The 17,850-nt window shown below is 39.3% G+C and carries 16 protein-coding genes; all 16 read right to left on the minus strand.

Annotation, left to right across the window (positions count from 1 at the left end; all coding sequences use genetic code 11):
- Positions 1-1,592: class I SAM-dependent RNA methyltransferase (locus K6G87_RS19685; protein WP_296841144.1), on the minus strand; the 1,592-nt coding region annotated here is incomplete at its 3' end.
- 189 nt (positions 1,593-1,781) lie between these two features.
- On the minus strand, positions 1,782-2,069 hold the full coding sequence (locus K6G87_RS19690; RefSeq protein WP_296841146.1) for a DUF4366 domain-containing protein: 288 nt from the start codon (positions 2,067-2,069) through the stop codon (positions 1,782-1,784).
- A 102-nt stretch (positions 2,070-2,171) separates the two neighbouring features.
- The gene (locus K6G87_RS19695) at positions 2,172-4,751 is read right to left on the minus strand and encodes an ATP-dependent helicase (RefSeq protein ID WP_296841148.1); all 2,580 of its coding nucleotides are present in this window, start codon (positions 4,749-4,751) and stop codon (positions 2,172-2,174) included.
- A 5-nt stretch (positions 4,752-4,756) separates the two neighbouring features.
- A complete protein-coding gene (locus K6G87_RS19700; protein WP_296841149.1) occupies positions 4,757-5,467 on the minus strand; it encodes a DUF1836 domain-containing protein in 711 nt (236 codons plus the stop codon).
- 10 nt (positions 5,468-5,477) lie between these two features.
- On the minus strand, positions 5,478-7,163 hold the full coding sequence (gene recN / locus K6G87_RS19705; RefSeq protein WP_296841151.1) for a DNA repair protein RecN: 1,686 nt from the start codon (positions 7,161-7,163) through the stop codon (positions 5,478-5,480).
- 22 nt (positions 7,164-7,185) lie between these two features.
- Complete coding sequence (gene argR / locus K6G87_RS19710) at positions 7,186-7,632, minus strand: arginine repressor (protein WP_296841153.1); 447 nt, start codon at positions 7,630-7,632, stop codon at positions 7,186-7,188.
- Positions 7,633-7,642: 10 nt separating this feature from the next.
- The gene (locus tag K6G87_RS19715) at positions 7,643-8,500 is read right to left on the minus strand and encodes an NAD(+)/NADH kinase (protein ID WP_296841155.1); all 858 of its coding nucleotides are present in this window, start codon (positions 8,498-8,500) and stop codon (positions 7,643-7,645) included.
- Positions 8,500-9,396 (minus strand): TlyA family RNA methyltransferase, encoded by an 897-nt coding sequence (locus K6G87_RS19720; RefSeq protein ID WP_296841157.1) that lies wholly within the window; start codon positions 9,394-9,396, stop codon positions 8,500-8,502. The genes K6G87_RS19715 and K6G87_RS19720 overlap by 1 nt, the downstream gene beginning before the upstream one ends.
- Positions 9,396-11,261, minus strand: coding sequence for a 1-deoxy-D-xylulose-5-phosphate synthase (gene dxs / locus K6G87_RS19725; RefSeq protein ID WP_296841177.1), 1,866 nt, complete (start codon positions 11,259-11,261; stop codon positions 9,396-9,398). Before dxs ends, K6G87_RS19720 begins: the two co-directional genes overlap by 1 nt.
- 29 nt (positions 11,262-11,290) lie before the next feature.
- Positions 11,291-12,235 carry a polyprenyl synthetase family protein gene (locus K6G87_RS19730; RefSeq protein ID WP_296841159.1) on the minus strand — a complete coding sequence of 315 codons (945 nt, stop codon included), beginning with the start codon at positions 12,233-12,235 and terminating at the stop codon, positions 11,291-11,293.
- A gap of 65 nt (positions 12,236-12,300) precedes the next feature.
- The gene (gene xseB / locus K6G87_RS19735) at positions 12,301-12,576 is read right to left on the minus strand and encodes an exodeoxyribonuclease VII small subunit (protein ID WP_296841160.1); all 276 of its coding nucleotides are present in this window, start codon (positions 12,574-12,576) and stop codon (positions 12,301-12,303) included.
- A 1-nt stretch (position 12,577) separates the two neighbouring features.
- Entirely contained in the window at positions 12,578-13,840 is a 1,263-nt protein-coding gene (gene xseA, locus K6G87_RS19740; protein WP_442863382.1) for an exodeoxyribonuclease VII large subunit, read from the minus strand.
- The gene (gene nusB / locus K6G87_RS19745) at positions 13,794-14,225 is read right to left on the minus strand and encodes a transcription antitermination factor NusB (protein WP_296841165.1); all 432 of its coding nucleotides are present in this window, start codon (positions 14,223-14,225) and stop codon (positions 13,794-13,796) included. The genes xseA and nusB overlap by 47 nt, the downstream gene beginning before the upstream one ends.
- Positions 14,226-14,261: 36 nt before the next feature.
- Positions 14,262-14,645, minus strand: a complete 384-nt coding sequence (locus K6G87_RS19750; protein WP_296841168.1) for an Asp23/Gls24 family envelope stress response protein — start codon at positions 14,643-14,645, stop codon at positions 14,262-14,264.
- 83 nt (positions 14,646-14,728) lie between these two features.
- Positions 14,729-16,123 carry a transglutaminase domain-containing protein gene (locus K6G87_RS19755; protein WP_296841171.1) on the minus strand — a complete coding sequence of 465 codons (1,395 nt, stop codon included), beginning with the start codon at positions 16,121-16,123 and terminating at the stop codon, positions 14,729-14,731.
- Positions 16,086-17,681 (minus strand): peptide chain release factor 3, encoded by a 1,596-nt coding sequence (locus K6G87_RS19760; protein WP_296841174.1) that lies wholly within the window; start codon positions 17,679-17,681, stop codon positions 16,086-16,088. The genes K6G87_RS19755 and K6G87_RS19760 overlap by 38 nt, the downstream gene beginning before the upstream one ends.
- Between the last annotated feature and the right edge of the window lie 169 nt (positions 17,682-17,850).

Below are 17,850 nucleotides of genomic sequence, written 5' to 3' on the forward strand. Positions count from 1 at the left end.
TCTCTTTGAAGACTCGTAGGCTTGCAGGATACGTATACCATATGATCCACGCCATAATCAATGATCTTCTTAAGTGCTTTTGGATGAATTCCATCTCTTGGTGGATCAAGGATTATATAATCGGGACGTTCTTTTATTTCATCAAGGACTTTGAGGACGTCACCTGCTATGAACTCGCAGTTATCAACGTTATTGCGCTTTGCATTTATTTTGGCTGCTTCTACGGCCTCTTCAATTATCTCTACGCCTATGACTTTATCAGCAACAGGAGACATAAGCTGAGATATAGTACCTGTTCCGCAGTAAAGGTCATACAGGATATGTGCCTTGTCTCGTCCCTGCTCTTTCATTCCTTCTTTGACATAATCTCTTACCGTATCATAAAGTACCTCTGCAGAAAGAGAATTGGTCTGGAAGAAAGAAAATGGAGATATGTCAAATTTAAGTCCGAGGAGTTCTTCTGTAAAATGATCCTGGCCATATATAATATCAGTTCCCTGGTCTACTACTGCATCTGAAAGGCTGTCATTCTTTGTATGCAAAAATCCTACTATTTCACCATCAAGGTCAAGAGCTAAAAGTGCATCCTTAAGTGGTATAAGGTCATGTTCTTCCTGAGTAGTTGTAACAAGGTCCACAAGAATCTGCCCTGTCTTTCTAGCCTTACGTACAAGAAGATGACGAAGGTAACCGGTTTTCTGCATTGTATGATAGAAGGTAACTGTCTCTTTTCCGGTTACAACTTTATTAGCTGTATCTAAATCAGAATTTGCAGTTACTATATCATTTGTATCTATATTATTTGTATCTATATTATTTGTATCAATAATATTTGTATCTATATCATTTGTATTTATATCATCATTCTCGAAAACATTACTATCTTCATTAATAATATTCTTTTTCCATTGATCATTATCAGACATTGGCACATACATATCTGCAAAATAATCAAGTACGCAAGTAAGTACCTTTCTATAATCCGCATCGATTATATTGCAATCCTTAACAGTTACAATATCATGCATACTTCCTCTTTTGTGCATGCCAAGAGAAAGGGGACCATTTTTGATTTCGTCACCAAAGGAAAACTCCATCTTATTTCTATATTCAAAACGTATAGGACTTTTCTTAATACCATCCCATACAGGTTCTTCATCCTGTCTTTTAAAGGCTTCAAAAAGGAGTTTTTTGACCTGTTCTTCTTTAAGAGCAAGCTCCTGTTCATAGGTCATTGACAGATAATGACAGCTTCCGCATATTCCAAAGTGAGGGCATGTACTTTCTATTGCATCAGGGGCTTCTTCTATTACTTCTAAAAGTCTTGCTTCAAGTCTGTTCTTGCCTCTTTTGGTTACAATGCCTCTAACGCGCTGGCCCGGAAGAGTATTCTTAATAATGCAGGTGCCTTCTAACTTTTCATAGCTTTCTTCACTGTTGCCTTTTGCATCATTTGAAGTATCAGACTCTGCACTTTTTTCTGTATTATTATCTGCATATACTTTTGTAACCTTAACTAAATCTCCAACTACTCCTTTATTAGGAAAGTCACGCCTTATTACTGTTCCTTCAATTATCTGCCTTTTCTTCATAATCTCATTATCTCCAAAAACGGGAGCAGCTGCCCCAACAGGGCACACTGCTCCCGCACATATACTGATACTAATTAATTATTCGGCATCTATGCCGAATTCTCCCGCAGCTTTGCTGCACCATTTTGTAATATATTTGGTTCTGAATTCGGCATTTTATGCCGAATTCTCCCGCAGCTTTGCTGCGGTTCATACATTACTAGCTTCGTTAGCTGCCTTAGCTGCTGCCTTTACTGCGACAGGATCAAGATCATCATCAAAATCATAATCATCATCCCAATCATCATCAAAATCGTCATCATAAACCGGTGTCAGATAACGATATACGCAATATGCTATAGCTGCAACTGCTGCAACAACGCCTATAAGTGCAAGTATCCAAAGGATTGTCTTTGGGAACTTGTCTTCCTTTTCTTCCTTGTGTCCTAGAAGTTCATTCAGTTTTTTAAGTTCAAGTACTTCATCAAGTCTATCCATATACGACCCCTTTCATAATGACGTCTTATATTTTTGCGTAACCGGAACTACTACGTTATATTGTACCACAAAGTTACATTGATGTCCTTATATCTAAAATCATCAAAGCTTTTTTAATTTTGCAAATGCTGCAAACATGATCTTCTGTCCAGCATCATCAAAGTCAACTGTGACTTTATAATCTCTTGGTCCTTCTTCTATGGTTTTGACTACGCCTTCACCATACTTGATATGGCTTACTCTGTCACCTTCTTTATAATCGAGTGACTCTGCCTTGGGCATTCCCTTAGAAAGCCCTGACAATGCACCTTTACCGGCTTTCTTATGAGTAGAGGCAGCTCCTGCTATAAAGGGCTTAGATGCAGGAGTCCTTACTGTCTTCTTGGCAAGGCTTGCCTTAGGTTTCCCAACAGGGCCGTATATACTGCTTCCTGGAACATGATCTATTTTTTCAGAAGATCTTTCATTAGCATTACTCTTAAAGCCTCCAAGCCTTGAACTTGTACTTGCAGCACTGTTATAAGAACTTCCAGAACTGAAATTCTTATGACCATAAGATCTGTCTGCATAATCGGCTCTGGAATAAGATGATCCCGAATATCCGCTTGAGTTGCCAAATGTCCTTCGGCTTTCACTTCCGCGTCTACTTGGCATATCGTTATCATAGTCGTAGTTGTCGTCATCTTCTATTGTGTCGCCACCTTCAAATAGGAATGAAGGCATTACAGTAGAACCTGATCTGTCGAGAAGCTTTTCAGGAATCTCATCTACGAATCTGCTGACAGCAAGTGATTCAAAAGATCCTCTGACCATACGCCTGTGTGCACAGGATATAGTAAGTTCCTTCTTGGCCCTTGTTATTCCAACGTAGGCAAGTCTTCTTTCTTCTTCCATCGCCATAGGATCAGAATCTTCAGCATTTATTGTCATATAGCTTGGGAAAGTTCCTTCTTCAAGTCCGGCAAGATATACATGCTCAAACTCAAGTCCCTTTGCACTATGCAAGGTCATAAGAAGTACTCTCTCATCGCCTTCTGCCACATTATCTATGTCAGCAACAAGAGCTACATCTTCAAGAAATCCTGACAATGTAGGATCTTCTGCCTTCTCCTCATAGGATATTACCTTTCCTATAAGTTCCTGTACGTTCTGTCTTCTGTCGTTGTCCTGACTTCCGTTATTCTCATCTTCTTCCTGAAGAGCTCTTAAATATTCCTCAAAGTCAGTTACATCTATAACATCATGTATGAGATCTTCAAGGCTCATCATCTTTTGTTTAGCTCTGAATGCCTTGATCATAAGATCAAAATCGTGAAGCTTTTCTACGGTTTTACCTGTAATATATTCATTAGCATGAGCTATAGCATCATAGAAATTCATGTTATGCATGCTGGCATAATCCGCGATCTTATTAAGGGTTGTCGCACCTATTCCTCTTTTAGGAATATTGATTATACGGCGTACTGCAAGCTCATCACTTCCGTTATCTATAGTCTTAAGATAAGCAAGAAGATCTTTGATCTCACGTCTTGCATAGAAGTTAGTACCACCAACTACATTGTATGGGATACCATACATTACAAAACGCTCTTCTATAAGTCTTGACTGGGCATTAGTCCTGTACAGAACCGCTGTATCTGCGTATGAGAGCTTGCCCTGTCTCTTTTTATTGGAAATATCATCTGCAATAAAGTTAGCCTCTTCAGGAGCCTGCTCAAACTCGCAGAATCTTACCTTTGAGCCTTCTCCTTCATCCGTCCAGAGAGCTTTTTCTTTTCGGCTTCTGTTATGTCTTATAACAGTATTAGCCGCATCAAGTATGTTCTGGGTAGAACGATAGTTCTGCTCAAGTTTTATAACAACAGCATCCGGATAGTTCTTTTCAAAATCCAGGATATTTCTGATATTAGCGCCTCTGAAGCGGTAGATTGACTGGTCATCATCACCTACAACGCACAGATTCTTGTATCTGTCTGCAAGAAGTCTTATAAGCTCAAACTGGGCATTATTAGTATCCTGATACTCATCGACCATTATGTACTTAAAACGCTCCTGATAGCTTTCAAGGACATCACTGTTCTCACGAAAAAGAGTTACGGTATTCATGATAAGATCATCGAAATCCATAGCATTATTCTTTTTTAGAGATATCTGGTATTCCTGATATGCCTTGGCTATCTTCTGTTTCTGGAAATCATTGCCGCTTGAAAGTGTATAAGAATTAGCTGATACAAGATTATCCTTACATTTAGAGATTGTATTCTGAATCTGCCTGAGCTTAAGATCTCTTGTTTCGAGATTGTACTGCTTGACTATATTTTTAAGGACAGTCTTGGAATCATCACTATCATAAATAGTGAAATTGTTGGAATATCCAAGTCTGTCAGCATATCTTCTAAGTATTCTGACGCATGTCGAGTGGAAAGTAGTAACCCAGATGCTTTCTGATCCAAAGCCTACAATCTTGTCAACTCTTTCACGCATCTCTCCTGCTGCCTTATTGGTGAAAGTAATAGCCATGATATTCCATGGGTTAACACCGCATTCATCAATAAGATAAGCTACTCTGTGTGTAAGTACTCTTGTCTTACCAGAGCCAGCTCCTGCAAGTATAAGTACTGGTCCTTCAGTCTGAAGTACTGCTTTTTTCTGTTCAATGTTTAATGTATCGTAAATACTCAAGAGAGTTAGTTTCCTTTCATTTCCTGACGGGCAGCTTTAGCTGCTGCCTTCCTGGCTTTTGCCGCTTCCTTTGCAGCTCGTTTTTCTTCCCTTAGTTCTTCTTTGGACTTATTCTTTCCGGACTTTTCATCTATCCCGTCTATTACCTTCTCGATAATAAGCTTTTTGACATATACATCATATGCAAGAAGACTAAGGAAAGCGAAAAGTTTCATCTGATCCTTATCTTCGTCATCAGCATCCTCAAATAGTCCATTTGCTATATCTGCTTTTTTCAGAAGATCTTCTTTTAACGGATCAACTTCTTTTTCTGCAATATCAAATATGGTCTGATATATTTCAGAAAGTGTCAGTCCATCTGTGTCACTTATATGAAACCTTTTCTTTATAGGCTCAAGAAGTGTCTGAACATCACTTATAGGAAGCACTGTTTTGAAATAGTAAATAAATATCAATAAAATAAGATGATCCTTGGAATACTTCTTTCTGATGGGAGGAGGAAGCAGATCATTCTTGGCATAATTATTGATCATTGTCTTAGTAAGGATCTTGTCTTCTCCCGGATATCTTGTAGTCCTGTTAAGCTTCTCATCCATAAAGGTTGTAAGCTGATCCATATACAGATCCATATTTGGTATATCCTGCAGCTTAACATTTTCTATTCTATCAAGACTTTCAATTATACTATTTATCAGGTCATCTGTATTAATTGTCATGGTGTTCCTTTCATGCCTTTGAATTAAGTGCCTTGGTTCTCATCTCTCTTGCATTCTGTCTTACAGCATCCGTAACTTCTCCGGCTCCAAGCATACGTCCAAGTTCATCTATGCTTTCGTCATCTGAAAGCTTACTGATACTTGTAATAGTGCGGCTGTCAGAAAGGCCTTTCTTTATAAGGAAATGCCTGTCATACATTGCAGCAATCTGAGGAAGATGTGTAATGCATATTATCTGATGGTTTGATGCAAGCTTGCCAAGCTTCTCTGAAACCTTCCAGGCTGTAACTCCGCTTATACCAGTATCTATCTCATCAAAGATAAGTGAGGCAATATCATCCTGATCTGCAAAAACAGTCTTAAGTGCAAGCATGATTCTTGAAAGCTCACCACCACTTGCAATTTCAGAAAGAGGTCTTAATTCTTCCCCAGGATTAGTAGATATCATAAATATAGCTTCATCATATCCGCCGGATGTGATGTGATCTTCCATTGGTATTACATCTATACGAAACTGTACATCAAGAAAGTTAAGATCAATAAGTGCCTGCTTCATTTGCGCTGCCAGCACCTTTGCATTCTTTTTTCTTATATCAGATATTCTGGCACATATCTTTTTGGCTTCTTCCAAAGAAGCATTAAGCTCTTTTTTAAGTTTTTCTCTTTCTTCTTCTAGATTAGAAAGAATATCAAGCTGTTTTTGTTTTTCCTCTGCGTATTTTAGTATATCTTCTATACTATTTCCATATTTATCTTTTAAATGATTTATAAGATCAAGTCTGTTCTCGGTATCATTATATTCTTCATCATCAAATTCAAGATCTGACAGATAAGCTGAAAGGCTGTGTCCAAGATCTGTCATAAGATTATCGATATCACCAAGCTGGTTGGATACCTCTTTGACATTTTCATCATAAGAGCTTACAGCTATAAGTCTTTGAAGCGCACTTGATATGGCATCTGATGCACTTACTCCTTCTTCTCCAAACAAAAGCTCCTTAGCTTCTCCTGCAGCCTCTGTTATCTTAAGGCTGTTAGCCATGCGGCGATATCTTGCTTCAAGTTCTTCATCTTCACCTTCTTTAAGTCCGGCATTTTCAATCTCTTCAAGCTCAAAAGAAGCAAGATCCTGCTCACGTTTTCTGGTGGCTTCATCCATATCAGTTTCATCAAGCTTAGCTTTTATATCTTCATGTCTTTTCCAGACTTCTTTAAGCTTTTTCTTTTCTTCAATAACACTCTTGCCTATAAAACTATCAAGTATATCAAGGTGCTTTTTGCGCTGAAGGAGGGTCTGATTATCATTCTGACCATGAATATTGATAAGAAGTTCGCCAAGCTCTCTAAGCTGTCGAACAGTTACATTTTCTCCCCCGACTTTGCAGATACTGCGTCCGTCCATTATCTTACGACTAAGGATAACTGTTCCATCCTCTTCGATAGGAAGGTCCATCTCCTTGATCTTGTCTTTGGTCTTTTCATTATCTACAAAGAATGTTAGCTCTACAAGAGCATATTCAGCACCAGTCCTTATCAGATCTTTGTCAGCCTTGCTCCCCAATGCAAGATTAACAGATCCTATAAGCACAGACTTACCGGCTCCTGTTTCACCTGTAAGAACATTAAGTCCTTTAGTAAATTCAATTTCCTGCTCCTTAATAAGAGCAAGATCCTTAACATGTAATGAATATAGCATTTACTCCCCCATTTTACTAAAATCAGAGCATATCTCTGATTCTGTCCATTACTTCCTGTACATCCTCTTCTGTTCTTATTGCAGCAAAAATAGTATCATCTCCTGCAATGCAGCCTATTATCTGAGATAGGTGCAGAGCATCAAGTGCTGCAGCTACAGCCATAGCCATACCTGATACTGTTCTAAGCACCAGAATGTTGCCTGCCTTATCCATGGATACAAAGCCGCTTTGAAGAACTTTTATGTATTTATCCTGAAGCTCTTCATCATCATGGTCCATAACACGGTACTTCTGATGTCCGTCACCTGTCTGAACCTTTGTAAGTCTAAGCTCTCTGATATCTCTGGATACTGTAGCCTGAGTTACATCATATCCGTCATTTTTGAGAAGATCTGCGAGCTGCTCCTGAGTTTCTACCTCATTATTTTCTATTAGTTCGATTATTTTACTGTGTCTGTTTTTCTTCATAGTCCCCCCTTTACAAAAGTTTCTGGTTTAGTATTTCTACAAAACTTACCTGGTTCATTCTGAGTATCTTTGAAATCTTTGCTGCTTTTCTTATCTCTATTCTGTCGCCTGTTGAGATTGAAGCTCCAAAATGTCCATCTACACTTGCTTCAGCTTCCTGTATTCTGTCAGCTTTACCTGCTCCAAGCTCTATAGTTATCTTATCTGATGCCGGAAGTACTATACTTCTGTTAGTAAGAGAGTGTGGACAGATAGGTGTTATAACCATGGTATTGGACTGCGGTGATACAAGCGGTCCTCCGGCTGACATATTGTAGCCTGTAGATCCTGTTGGTGTAGAAATAATAACACCATCAGCTAGATATGTGGTAAGAAGTCTGTCGTCAACATATACTACGAGCTTTATGATCTGTACTGCTGCCTTTCTGGCAATAACAATATCATTTAAAGCTATAAACTCTTTTCTCTCACCGGTAACCTTGGTTCCGCTAAGAAGCATGCGCTCTTCTATTACATAATCATCATTTATAAGTCTTTGAAGTGCCTCATTTATATGGTTTCTGTCTATTTCAGTCAGATATCCCATTGTCCCAAGGTTTATTCCAAGAATAGGAATATTTCTTTCACGGACATTAACTGCTGCCTGAAGCATGGTTCCGTCACCGCCAAGAACAATACAGCATTCTATCTCAGGTGGAACCTGAGTTCGAAACATTACTGCATCCGGTCTTAAGGTATTATTTCCGGGTTCCTCAAAATGTGCTATATAACACTTTTTCCCATGAGATTCCAGAAAATCAGTTACCTTATTAGTAAATTCCAGATTTTTGTCCTTGCTTTTATTGGTAAAGATAAGAAAATGATCCATTAACCTTCAAGCTCCCCGTGTGCTGCATCTACAGCATTTCCTATTAGTGTCATGTTTGCCTGTGTCTTAGAGATGCCGCTACAAGAGTCTTCTATCTCTCCAAATTTCTTTAATGCCGTAGCTTCATCATACTCTGATACTTCTTCATTTCTTGATGCATCTTTTTTAAGATGAAGAAGGTATTCTATATTACCTTCAGGTCCTCTTATAGGAGAATAGTCAAGATGGAGTATTTCAAACCCTGCCATATCAGCAAAGTCCATTATTCTGCTTATTACTTCTTCATGTACTTTCTTGTCTCTTACTACGCCCTTTTTGCCTACTTTATCACGACCCGCTTCAAACTGAGGCTTGATAAGGACTACCATCTGAGCGCCATCCTTTAAAAGTTTTCTGGCAGGAACCAGTATTCTTGTAAGTGAGATAAAAGATACATCGCATGAAGCAAAATCTATATCATCATCAATCTGATCTCTTGTAAGATATCTGAAGTTGGTCTTTTCCATGCATACAACACGGTCATCGCTTCTGAGCTTCCAGTCAAGCTGACCATGTCCTACATCTACGGAATATACCTTAACAGCTCCGTTTTGCAGCATGCAATCCGTAAAGCCTCCGGTAGATGCGCCTATATCCATACAAGTAAAGCCAGTAAAGTCGAGATTAAAGGTTTTAACTGCTTTATCAAGCTTGAGTCCGCCTCGGCTTACGAAAGGAATCGTAGCGCCTCTGACTTCTATATTTTTAATTTTATCTTCCTGGAAGGATGTTCCGGGCTTATCTTCTCTCTGACCATTAATAAATACATCTCCGGCCATGATCAGGGCTTTAGCCTTTTCTCTTGAAGATACAAACCCTCTTTCAACCAAAAGTACATCTAATCTGGTCTTAGGCATTATCTGTTATCCTCCATAGCATTAAGCTCTGCCTTGATCTTCTGAGCTATAGACTTCTCATCTATGCCAAGCATTGACATAAGTGCTTCCGGACTTCCATGTGTTACAAACTGGTCAGGGATAGCTATATTCATAATTCTTGTGTCGCATCTGTTATTGCCAAGAAGACTTCTTACCTTTTCTCCAAATCCTCCAGATAGAACATTCTCTTCCATTGTGACGATAAGTGGATGCTTATCTGCTTCACCAAGGATATATTCTTCATCGATAGGCTTTACAAAACGCGCGTTTGTGATAGAGCATGGTATTCCTTCACTTGCAAGTAATTCTCTTACCATAACAGCTGTCTTGACCATACTTCCTACAGCAAGAAGAAGTACTCCGCCCTCTTCAAATATAGGCTCAGCCTTACCCATCTCGATAGGAGCTCTCCAGTCAACAAGACCTGCATAAGCTTCTCCTCTTGGATATCTTATAGCTATAGGTCCGTCAAAGTTAACTGCGAACTTGAGCATATCTGAAAGCTCCCATTTATTCTTTGGTGCCATGATATGCATATTGGGCATACTTGAAAGATATGAAAGGTCGAATATTCCCTGATGGGTCTCTCCGTCAGAGCCTACAAGACCTGCTCTGTCTATGGCAAGTACCACAGGAAGATTCTGAAGACATACATCTTCTATTATCTGGTCATAAGCTCTTTGAAGGAATGTGGAATATACTGCAAATACAGGTCGCATTCCTCCCTCTGCAAGTCCTGCAGCAAAAGTAACAGCATGTTCTTCTGATATACCTACATCAAAGAACCTGTCCGGAAATTTATTTCTGAATCTCTTAAGTCCTGTTCCATCAGCCATTGCAGCTGTAATAGCGCAGACTCTTGGATCTCTTTCACCAAGCTTCCACATAACAGTTGAAAAGATATCCTGATATGCTGCAACCTTTCTGTGATGAGCAGGTATACCATTTTCAATATTGAATGGCTCAGCACCATGGAATCTTGAAGGATGGTTTTCAGCAGGTTCATATCCCTTACCCTTTTTAGTAAGTACATGAAGGATTACTGCCTTCTTAACTTTCTTGGCTTCCTGGATCTCGTGCTCAAGAAGTGCCTCATTATGACCATCAATAGGTCCAAGATAAGTAATACCGAGGTTTTCAAATAACATTCCAGGTACGAAGAACTGCTTAAAATTATTCTTCACATGACGGATCTTCTCGATAACCTTAGTCTGTCCTGAAAGCTGCTTATAAACATCAGCCTTAAGGTTAAGGTATCCGTCCATTGTACGGATGTGTCCGAGATATTTGGACATACCTCCAATACTTTCGGATATGGACATATTATTGTCATTAAGGATTATTATAAAGTTAGTCTCAAGCTTGGCAGCATTATTAAGCGCCTCAAAGGCCATGCCGCCTGTAAGTGCGCCATCACCTATTACTGATACTACTGTATAATCTTCTCCTCTAAGATCCCTTGCTTTGACCATTCCCAGGCCGGCAGAAATAGAGTTTGAACTGTGTCCTGTATCAAAACAGTCAGTATCAGACTCAGACTTTTTAGGGAAGCCGCTCATTCCGCCAAACTTACGAAGGTTATCAAAATCATTTTTTCTGCCTGTAAGAATCTTATGAGTATAGCACTGATGTCCTACATCCCATACTATCTTATCCTGTGGCAGATCAAGGCTTCTGTGAAGTGCTATTGTAAGCTCCACAGTTCCCAGATTCGAAGCAAGATGTCCTCCGGTTACGCTCAGCTTTTCCACAAGAAAATCACGTATTTCCTGTGAGAGTATCGGAAGTTCATTCTCAGGAATCTTCTTTATATCACCTGTATTGTTTATTTTATCAAGTATAATTTTATCCATTTTCTTTCACGCATCTAATATTAGTTATCTCTGTGAATAAGCCATGTAATAAGTTCTTCCAGGAAAATATCTTCATGACCTTCCCTGCTTTCAAGTTCTCTTAAAAGATCCAGTGCTTCATCAGAGAGTCTTGTTACTTCTTCTTTTGATTTATCAATTCCATAAAATGAAACATAAGTAGTCTTTTCATTCTTTTCATCAGAACCCACAGGCTTACCAAGCTTGTCCTGATCGCCTATGACATCAAGTATGTCGTCCTGTATCTGGAATGCAACTCCTACATTAAGTCCTATCTGTTCCATCTTATGAACATCGCATGCGCTTGCTCCTGCAAGAACAGCTCCTATCATAAGTGCGCTCTCTATAAGTGCTCCTGTCTTGTTCTCATGTATATACAAAAGATCATCAGGTGTTACATCACTTCTCTTCTCAGCTTCTATGTCTGCGCACTGTCCGCCGATCATACCGTAAATTCCGGCTTTCTCGGCAAGAATAGTCAGGGCAGCCAGCATACGGCTTGATACACTTCCGTCATATTCAGGAAGTTCCTGGCATTCCTGAGCTGCCTTTAATGCTGTCTCAAAAGCATAGTTTAAAAGTCCGTCTCCGGCTATTGTAGCCATTCCCGGGCCATAAACAGCATGTGTAGTCTTTTTTCCACGTCTGAATTCATCGTTATCAAGCGCCGGAAGATCATCATGAACGAGAGAATATGTATGTATCATCTCAAGTGCAGCCATAAAAGGTCCGATTATCATCTCATTTCTTCCGCCGAACATCATATATGCTTCACGCATAAGAACTGGTCTCAGCCTCTTTCCACCGGCAAGAACACTGTAATTCATTGCTTCAATGACAGTCTTCTGACGACCCTCTTCTTTAGGCAGATAACTTGTAATGATATGCTCTGCTGCCTCAATTCTCTCCTGACGCTTAATTTCAAAATTTTCATCGGGATCTGACATAATTTCCTCCATTATAAAACAAACTCTTTTACTAACTTATATCTATGTGGCCTGAGGAATTAGTACTATTCCTCGTCTTCAAATACCTCAAGTTCTCCGTCTTCAGATATCTTAAGAGCTTCCTTTTCGACCCTGTCTATCATAGTTCCGGCAAATTTCAGAAGATCAATTCCTTCTTTATATTTGTGAAAAGATTCTTCGAGTGTTATATCATCCTCCTGCATTGCAGAAATAACATCATCCACTCTTTTAAAAGCTTCTTCTACACTTATGCCTTCAAGGTCTTCTATATTAGTATTATTTTCATTATTATTTTTACTGTTTTTCTTTGCTGCAGGCATTTTATACCTCTTCTAAGTTTGTACTTGCATTTGTTGATATAGTCTTAGCCACTATAGTTCCGTCTGTAACCTTAACGGCTATCTCCCTGCCAACAGATGTCTGACTTATACTTCGTATATTATTACCATTTTCATCTTCTACGTATGAAAAGCCGCTTTTAAGCTTATCAAGAGGTGACAGACCCTTCATCTTCTCAATCCTGACATCAAGCCTGTTTCTGTTCTTCATAAGCTGCTGCTTCCATAAAAGACTGATGGTATCAATATATTCAGCCTGTCTCATCCTCTTGTCTCTTATCTTGGACCAGGGTGAATAAGCTTTGATCATACTCTGCCTTACTTTTAGCTCGTGTTTGCAGGAGCTAAGTGTGGCATCAAACTGACCATATAATATATTCCTGTAATCTTCTATATCATTTATAAATCTTTGATACTCATAAACCGCAAGTTCAGCCCCTGCAGATGGTGTAGGCGCTCTTAAATCCGCCACATAATCTGCTATCGTAGTATCAGTTTCATGTCCAACTGCTGATATGATGGGAATCGGGCAGTCAAATATAGCCTGTGCAACAGACTCATCATTAAAAGCCCACAGATCTTCGATTGAGCCTCCGCCACGTCCAACTATGATCACATCTACATCAGCGTCTGCAAGTACCTGCAGCCCTCTGACTATACTGGCAGGAGCATCAACTCCCTGCACGATCGCAGGGTAGAGAATAATCTGCACGAAGGGGTTGCGCCTTTTGGTAATGCTGATGATATCATGCACTGCAGCTCCTTTAGGAGCAGTCACAACTCCAAGCGTACGTATATATTTTGGAATCTCTTGCTTGTACTCAGGTGAGAACATCCCAAGTTCTTCCAGCTTCTTCTTCAGCTGTTCATATTTCTCATACAGCTGTCCTGTCCCGTCAGGTTCTATCTTAGTTGCATAGAGCTGGTAGCTTCCGCCTTTGACGTACACGTCACAGCTTCCTGTTACCTGCACCTGCTGCCCTTCAGTCATCTGAAACTTAAGGCCGCTTCTGTTTCCACGAAACATTACACAATTAAGAGTTCCTGACGAATCCTTTAAAGTGAAATAGATATGACCCGAAGAATGATACTTGCAATTGCTGACTTCACCTTTAACCGTAAGCTTTCTTAAAAGAAAGTCCTGGTTAAACATGTCTTTAATATATGAATTTACCTGTGCTACGGTATAAACATTATTCTTAAGCAAATTTTGCCAATACTCCGTTAACGAATGAAGCAGATCCATCCTGGCCAAATTTCTTGGCAAGTTCAACTGCCTCGTTAATAGCTACTCCTGTAGGTATATCATCATCAAATTTGATCTCAAAAACAGCCAGACGGATGATAGTAAGATCAACCTTAGCCATACGCTCTGTATCCCAGCCAAGAGTCTTCTCATTGATCATCGCATCAATTTCAGGAAGTTTTCCGGCTATCTTCTCATAACGGGCCCTGATCTTATCAGCATCTTTTTCTGATAACTTCTTTTCATCAGAACTCATAAAAAGATCTTCTGATTCCGGAAGGTCCTCTGAGAAAAGCTCTTCCTGTTCTGCCATTTCTTCGATTGGATTAAATTCTACACGAAACAGGAGCTTAAATACCTGCTCTCTTTCTTCACTTCTTTTCATAAACTATTTCCTTTTCAATGTTCAAATACAAAAAAATTATGATTCAGCTACTGTGATGCCTGAAATGTGTACGTTAACATCTGTAACATTAAGACCTGTCATATTCTCAACAGTACTCTTTACACGTGTCTGAACCTTCTGGCTGGTAGCAGGAATATTAAAACCATATCCCATTAAAAGAGCCAGATCCAATGCTACATTCTTGCCACTAAGCTGTACTCTTACGCCTTTGGAAAGCTTACGATATCCACTTTTCTGAAGAGCATCAGATGTAATATTTCCAGGCATTCCGGATACACCATCTATCTCCATGGCAGCAAGTGCTGCGATCATTCCTATTACGTCATTTGCAATCTTAACGCTTCCGATGTCTGAATTCTCTCTCAAATTAAAAGAGCTGTTATCAGCTGTGTTTTCCATAACAATCTCCCTTTCATAAAGAAATATTTATAATGATTATAACTGTTTTTATGCATTTTGCAAAGAAGGCGCATTTATGGCCTTTATAGCCATATCATATAGGTCAAGGTTGTATCCTGACTTATATATGAAGCTCTTGTAGCATCTGATGGCAGATATTCAAAAATAGCTCCGCCTTTATCAGAAAAAAGATATGCCTTCATCTGCTCAAATACTTCTGCATTTGTGCACTTGAATGTAACGCAGCTTTTACCTTCTTGAGCTTCTTTTAGAAAAAGGCTGTGAAGCTTTTCTTTATCTACAGAGTCAAAAAGTGCATTTTCCCTGACAAAATAGTTATCTGCAGTCGAGTTACATTCAGGAAGTTCAACTACTTCATCAGTTGTATGCGTAGTAGCAAGGTCACTTGTTGTAACGCATAAATATGCATAATTGACAACCTCTGTATCTCCCGGAAGAGATCCTGTAAAAGAAGAATCACCCCAGGTAGGATCAACATAATACCAGTTGCCATTGACCTTTACAATATTCCAGGCATGTGAAGATGTCGTAGAGCCATTATCGACGGTCCCTGATACCATTTCGCAGGTAATACCGACTTTCTGAAGCAGGTACTGAAGCGTCTTGGCATAGCCCTGACACACGCTTGCCCCGTTTAAAAGAACAGAACATATATTCTGATTATCTTCAGATCCTATCTGATATTCGGTATGAAGTACTATATAATCGTAAAAGTACTTAACGATCTCATATTCATCTGTAGTATCAGGCATTCCTGCTATTATGTTATCTGCTGCCGCTTTAAGCCTTTCATTCCTTGCTTCTATCTCACTTGTTGTAAGAGTATATTTTCCTCCATAGGTAAGAGCCTTTATTTCTTCACTATCAGAGGTCATATACCTGTTCATCAAATAGCCGTCAAGATAGAATATCTCAGGATGGTCATTCTGAACGCACTGCTGAACCTTCTCAACTTCTTCCATATCAGTAGATGTGATGTAGATATACTCTGCCTGATTAGATAAAATATAGTAAATCTCAGCATAAAGCTTCTGTTCATCCAGGTTTAAGCTATCGTAATAATAAAGACCGATCTGATCATTCTGTACTGAGGCTATGGTGCTGTCTGATAAGCCTATCTCATCCCAGTCATCCTGCATCTCCTTGGTTGGGTAAGTATAAGACGAAGAATTCTCAATAACGCTTTCAAATAAACCTGCAACATCACTGCCAATATTTTCATCTGTATCAGATGAACCTGTTATATCTTCAGCGATATCTTCAGCTTTTTTAGAGACAACATCAGCGCCTTTATATACATCACTTATAAAGTCTTTAACATCCTGCATACTACAGGCAGTAGTTAAAAGACTTGTCATAACAGTAAATGCAGACAAAAGCGCTATAGTCTTTAATTTCCCTGATCTTTTATTTTTAGGATCAGTTCTTACGGAATTCAGAGAGTACAAGTCCTTCATTACGCTTAACCGTCATATCGACGCTCCATTCATTAATGAAAAGAAGAAGCGGACGATCGTTCATATCTTTGATCTTCTTCATGTCAGAAGTTCCAACAAGAGAAGACATGTCAGTGTCTGAATCTACCCATCTGATATATTCATAAGGCAGGTTCTCAAGAATGATATCAACATTATACTCGTTCTTGAGACGGAATTTAAGTACATCAAACTGAAGAATACCAACAACACCTACTATGATCTCTTCAAGTCCGGTATTAAACTCCTGAAATATCTGAATAGCACCTTCCTGAGCTATCTGCTGGATACCCTTTACGAACTGCTTACGTTTCATGGTATCAACCTGACGAACTCTTGCAAAATGCTCAGGAGCGAAAGTAGGAATTCCTTCATACTTTACATTATCCTTGGGCATACATACAGTATCACCTATTGAGAAAATACCCGGATCAAATACACCGATGATATCTCCAGCGTAGGCTTCTGTAAGAATCTTTCTCTCATCAGCCATAAGCTGCTGAGGCTGTGAAAGACGGAAAGTACGACCTGACTGAATATGTTTTATTTCCTTGTCAGCATCATATCTTCCTGAACAGATTCTCATAAAGGCAATACGGTCACGGTGTCTTGCATCCATATTAGCCTGAATCTTGAATACAAATGCTGAAAATTCATGCTCTACAGGATCTATAACTTCATCACCTGATACACGTCCTGTAGGAAGTGTAGCCATCTGAAGGAAGTTATGAAGGAAAATCTCTACGCCGAAATTCTGGAGAGCTGAACCAAAGAATACAGGTGTAAGCTGTCCTGCACGTACTGCCTCAAGATCAAACTGTGCTCCTGCTCCGTCAAGAAGTTCCATCTCTTCCTGAAGCTTCTCATAAGCATCTTCACCGATCTGGTCAAGGACTGCGCTTTCATTATTAAAATCAAGGAAGTTCTCTTCACCTTCTTTAGTTCCCTTCTCTGTTCCTGAGAAAGTAACTATACGGTTTTCTTTTCTTTCATAGATACCTTTGAAATTCTTACCTGATCCTATAGGCCAGTTAACAGGGCAAGTCTCAATTCCAAGATTGTCCTCAATATCCTGCATAAGATCAAATGTATCCTTGGCATCACGGTCAAGCTTATTTATAAAAGTAAATATCGGTATATGGCGCATTGTACATACCTTGAAAAGCTTCTTGGTCTGCGCCTCAACACCTTTACTTGCATCGATGACCATGACTGCAGAATCAGCAGCCATAAGTGTACGATAGGTATCTTCAGAGAAATCCTGGTGTCCTGGTGTATCAAGAATGTTGATACAATGATCTTCAAAATTAAACTGAAGTGCTGATGAGGTAACTGAAATACCTCTTTGTTTTTCTATTTCCATCCAGTCAGAAACCGCATGCTTGGCTGTAGCCTTACCTTTTACAGAACCTGCCTGATTGATAACTCCGCCGTAAAGAAGGAATTTCTCTGTAAGAGTTGTTTTACCTGCATCAGGGTGGGATATGATGGCAAAGGTTCTGCGCTTTGCTATTTCTGCTGCTGTCTTCTTATCACTCATTGTTCTAACTAACCTCTAATATCTAAGCCTAATAAAAGCCGGTATGCATTTCACACCGGCCAATTTGCACAACATAAAGAGATTGTCATCAAAACCTTTAAAGTTTATCAGGCAATCTCTTATTTTTATTGTCAGTTCTGAGCAACATCCTTCATAGAGAAGCTGATTC

It is taken from the genome of Butyrivibrio sp., assembly GCF_024699075.1.

What these genes read in the sequence shown, in the direction of transcription:
- K6G87_RS19750 (WP_296841168.1), bottom strand. Translation starts at nt 14,645, where the DNA reads ATGGAAAACACAGCTGATAACAGCTCTTTTAATTTGAGAGAGAATTCA.
- nusB (WP_296841165.1), bottom strand. Translation starts at nt 14,225, where the DNA reads ATGAAAAGAAGTGAAGAAAGAGAGCAGGTATTTAAGCTCCTGTTTCGT.
- argR (WP_296841153.1), bottom strand. Translation starts at nt 7,632, where the DNA reads ATGAAGAAAAACAGACACAGTAAAATAATCGAACTAATAGAAAATAAT.
- K6G87_RS19730 (WP_296841159.1), bottom strand. Translation starts at nt 12,235, where the DNA reads ATGTCAGATCCCGATGAAAATTTTGAAATTAAGCGTCAGGAGAGAATT.
- K6G87_RS19760 (WP_296841174.1), bottom strand. Translation starts at nt 17,681, where the DNA reads ATGAGTGATAAGAAGACAGCAGCAGAAATAGCAAAGCGCAGAACCTTT.
- xseB (WP_296841160.1), bottom strand. Translation starts at nt 12,576, where the DNA reads ATGCCTGCAGCAAAGAAAAACAGTAAAAATAATAATGAAAATAATACT.
- K6G87_RS19690 (WP_296841146.1), bottom strand. Translation starts at nt 2,069, where the DNA reads ATGGATAGACTTGATGAAGTACTTGAACTTAAAAAACTGAATGAACTT.
- K6G87_RS19715 (WP_296841155.1), bottom strand. Translation starts at nt 8,500, where the DNA reads ATGGATCATTTTCTTATCTTTACCAATAAAAGCAAGGACAAAAATCTG.
- recN (WP_296841151.1), bottom strand. Translation starts at nt 7,163, where the DNA reads ATGCTATATTCATTACATGTTAAGGATCTTGCTCTTATTAAGGAGCAG.
- K6G87_RS19720 (WP_296841157.1), bottom strand. Translation starts at nt 9,396, where the DNA reads ATGCCTAAGACCAGATTAGATGTACTTTTGGTTGAAAGAGGGTTTGTA.
- xseA (WP_442863382.1), bottom strand. Translation starts at nt 13,840, where the DNA reads ATGGATCTGCTTCATTCGTTAACGGAGTATTGGCAAAATTTGCTTAAG.
- K6G87_RS19755 (WP_296841171.1), bottom strand. Translation starts at nt 16,123, where the DNA reads ATGAAGGACTTGTACTCTCTGAATTCCGTAAGAACTGATCCTAAAAAT.
- K6G87_RS19700 (WP_296841149.1), bottom strand. Translation starts at nt 5,467, where the DNA reads ATGACAATTAATACAGATGACCTGATAAATAGTATAATTGAAAGTCTT.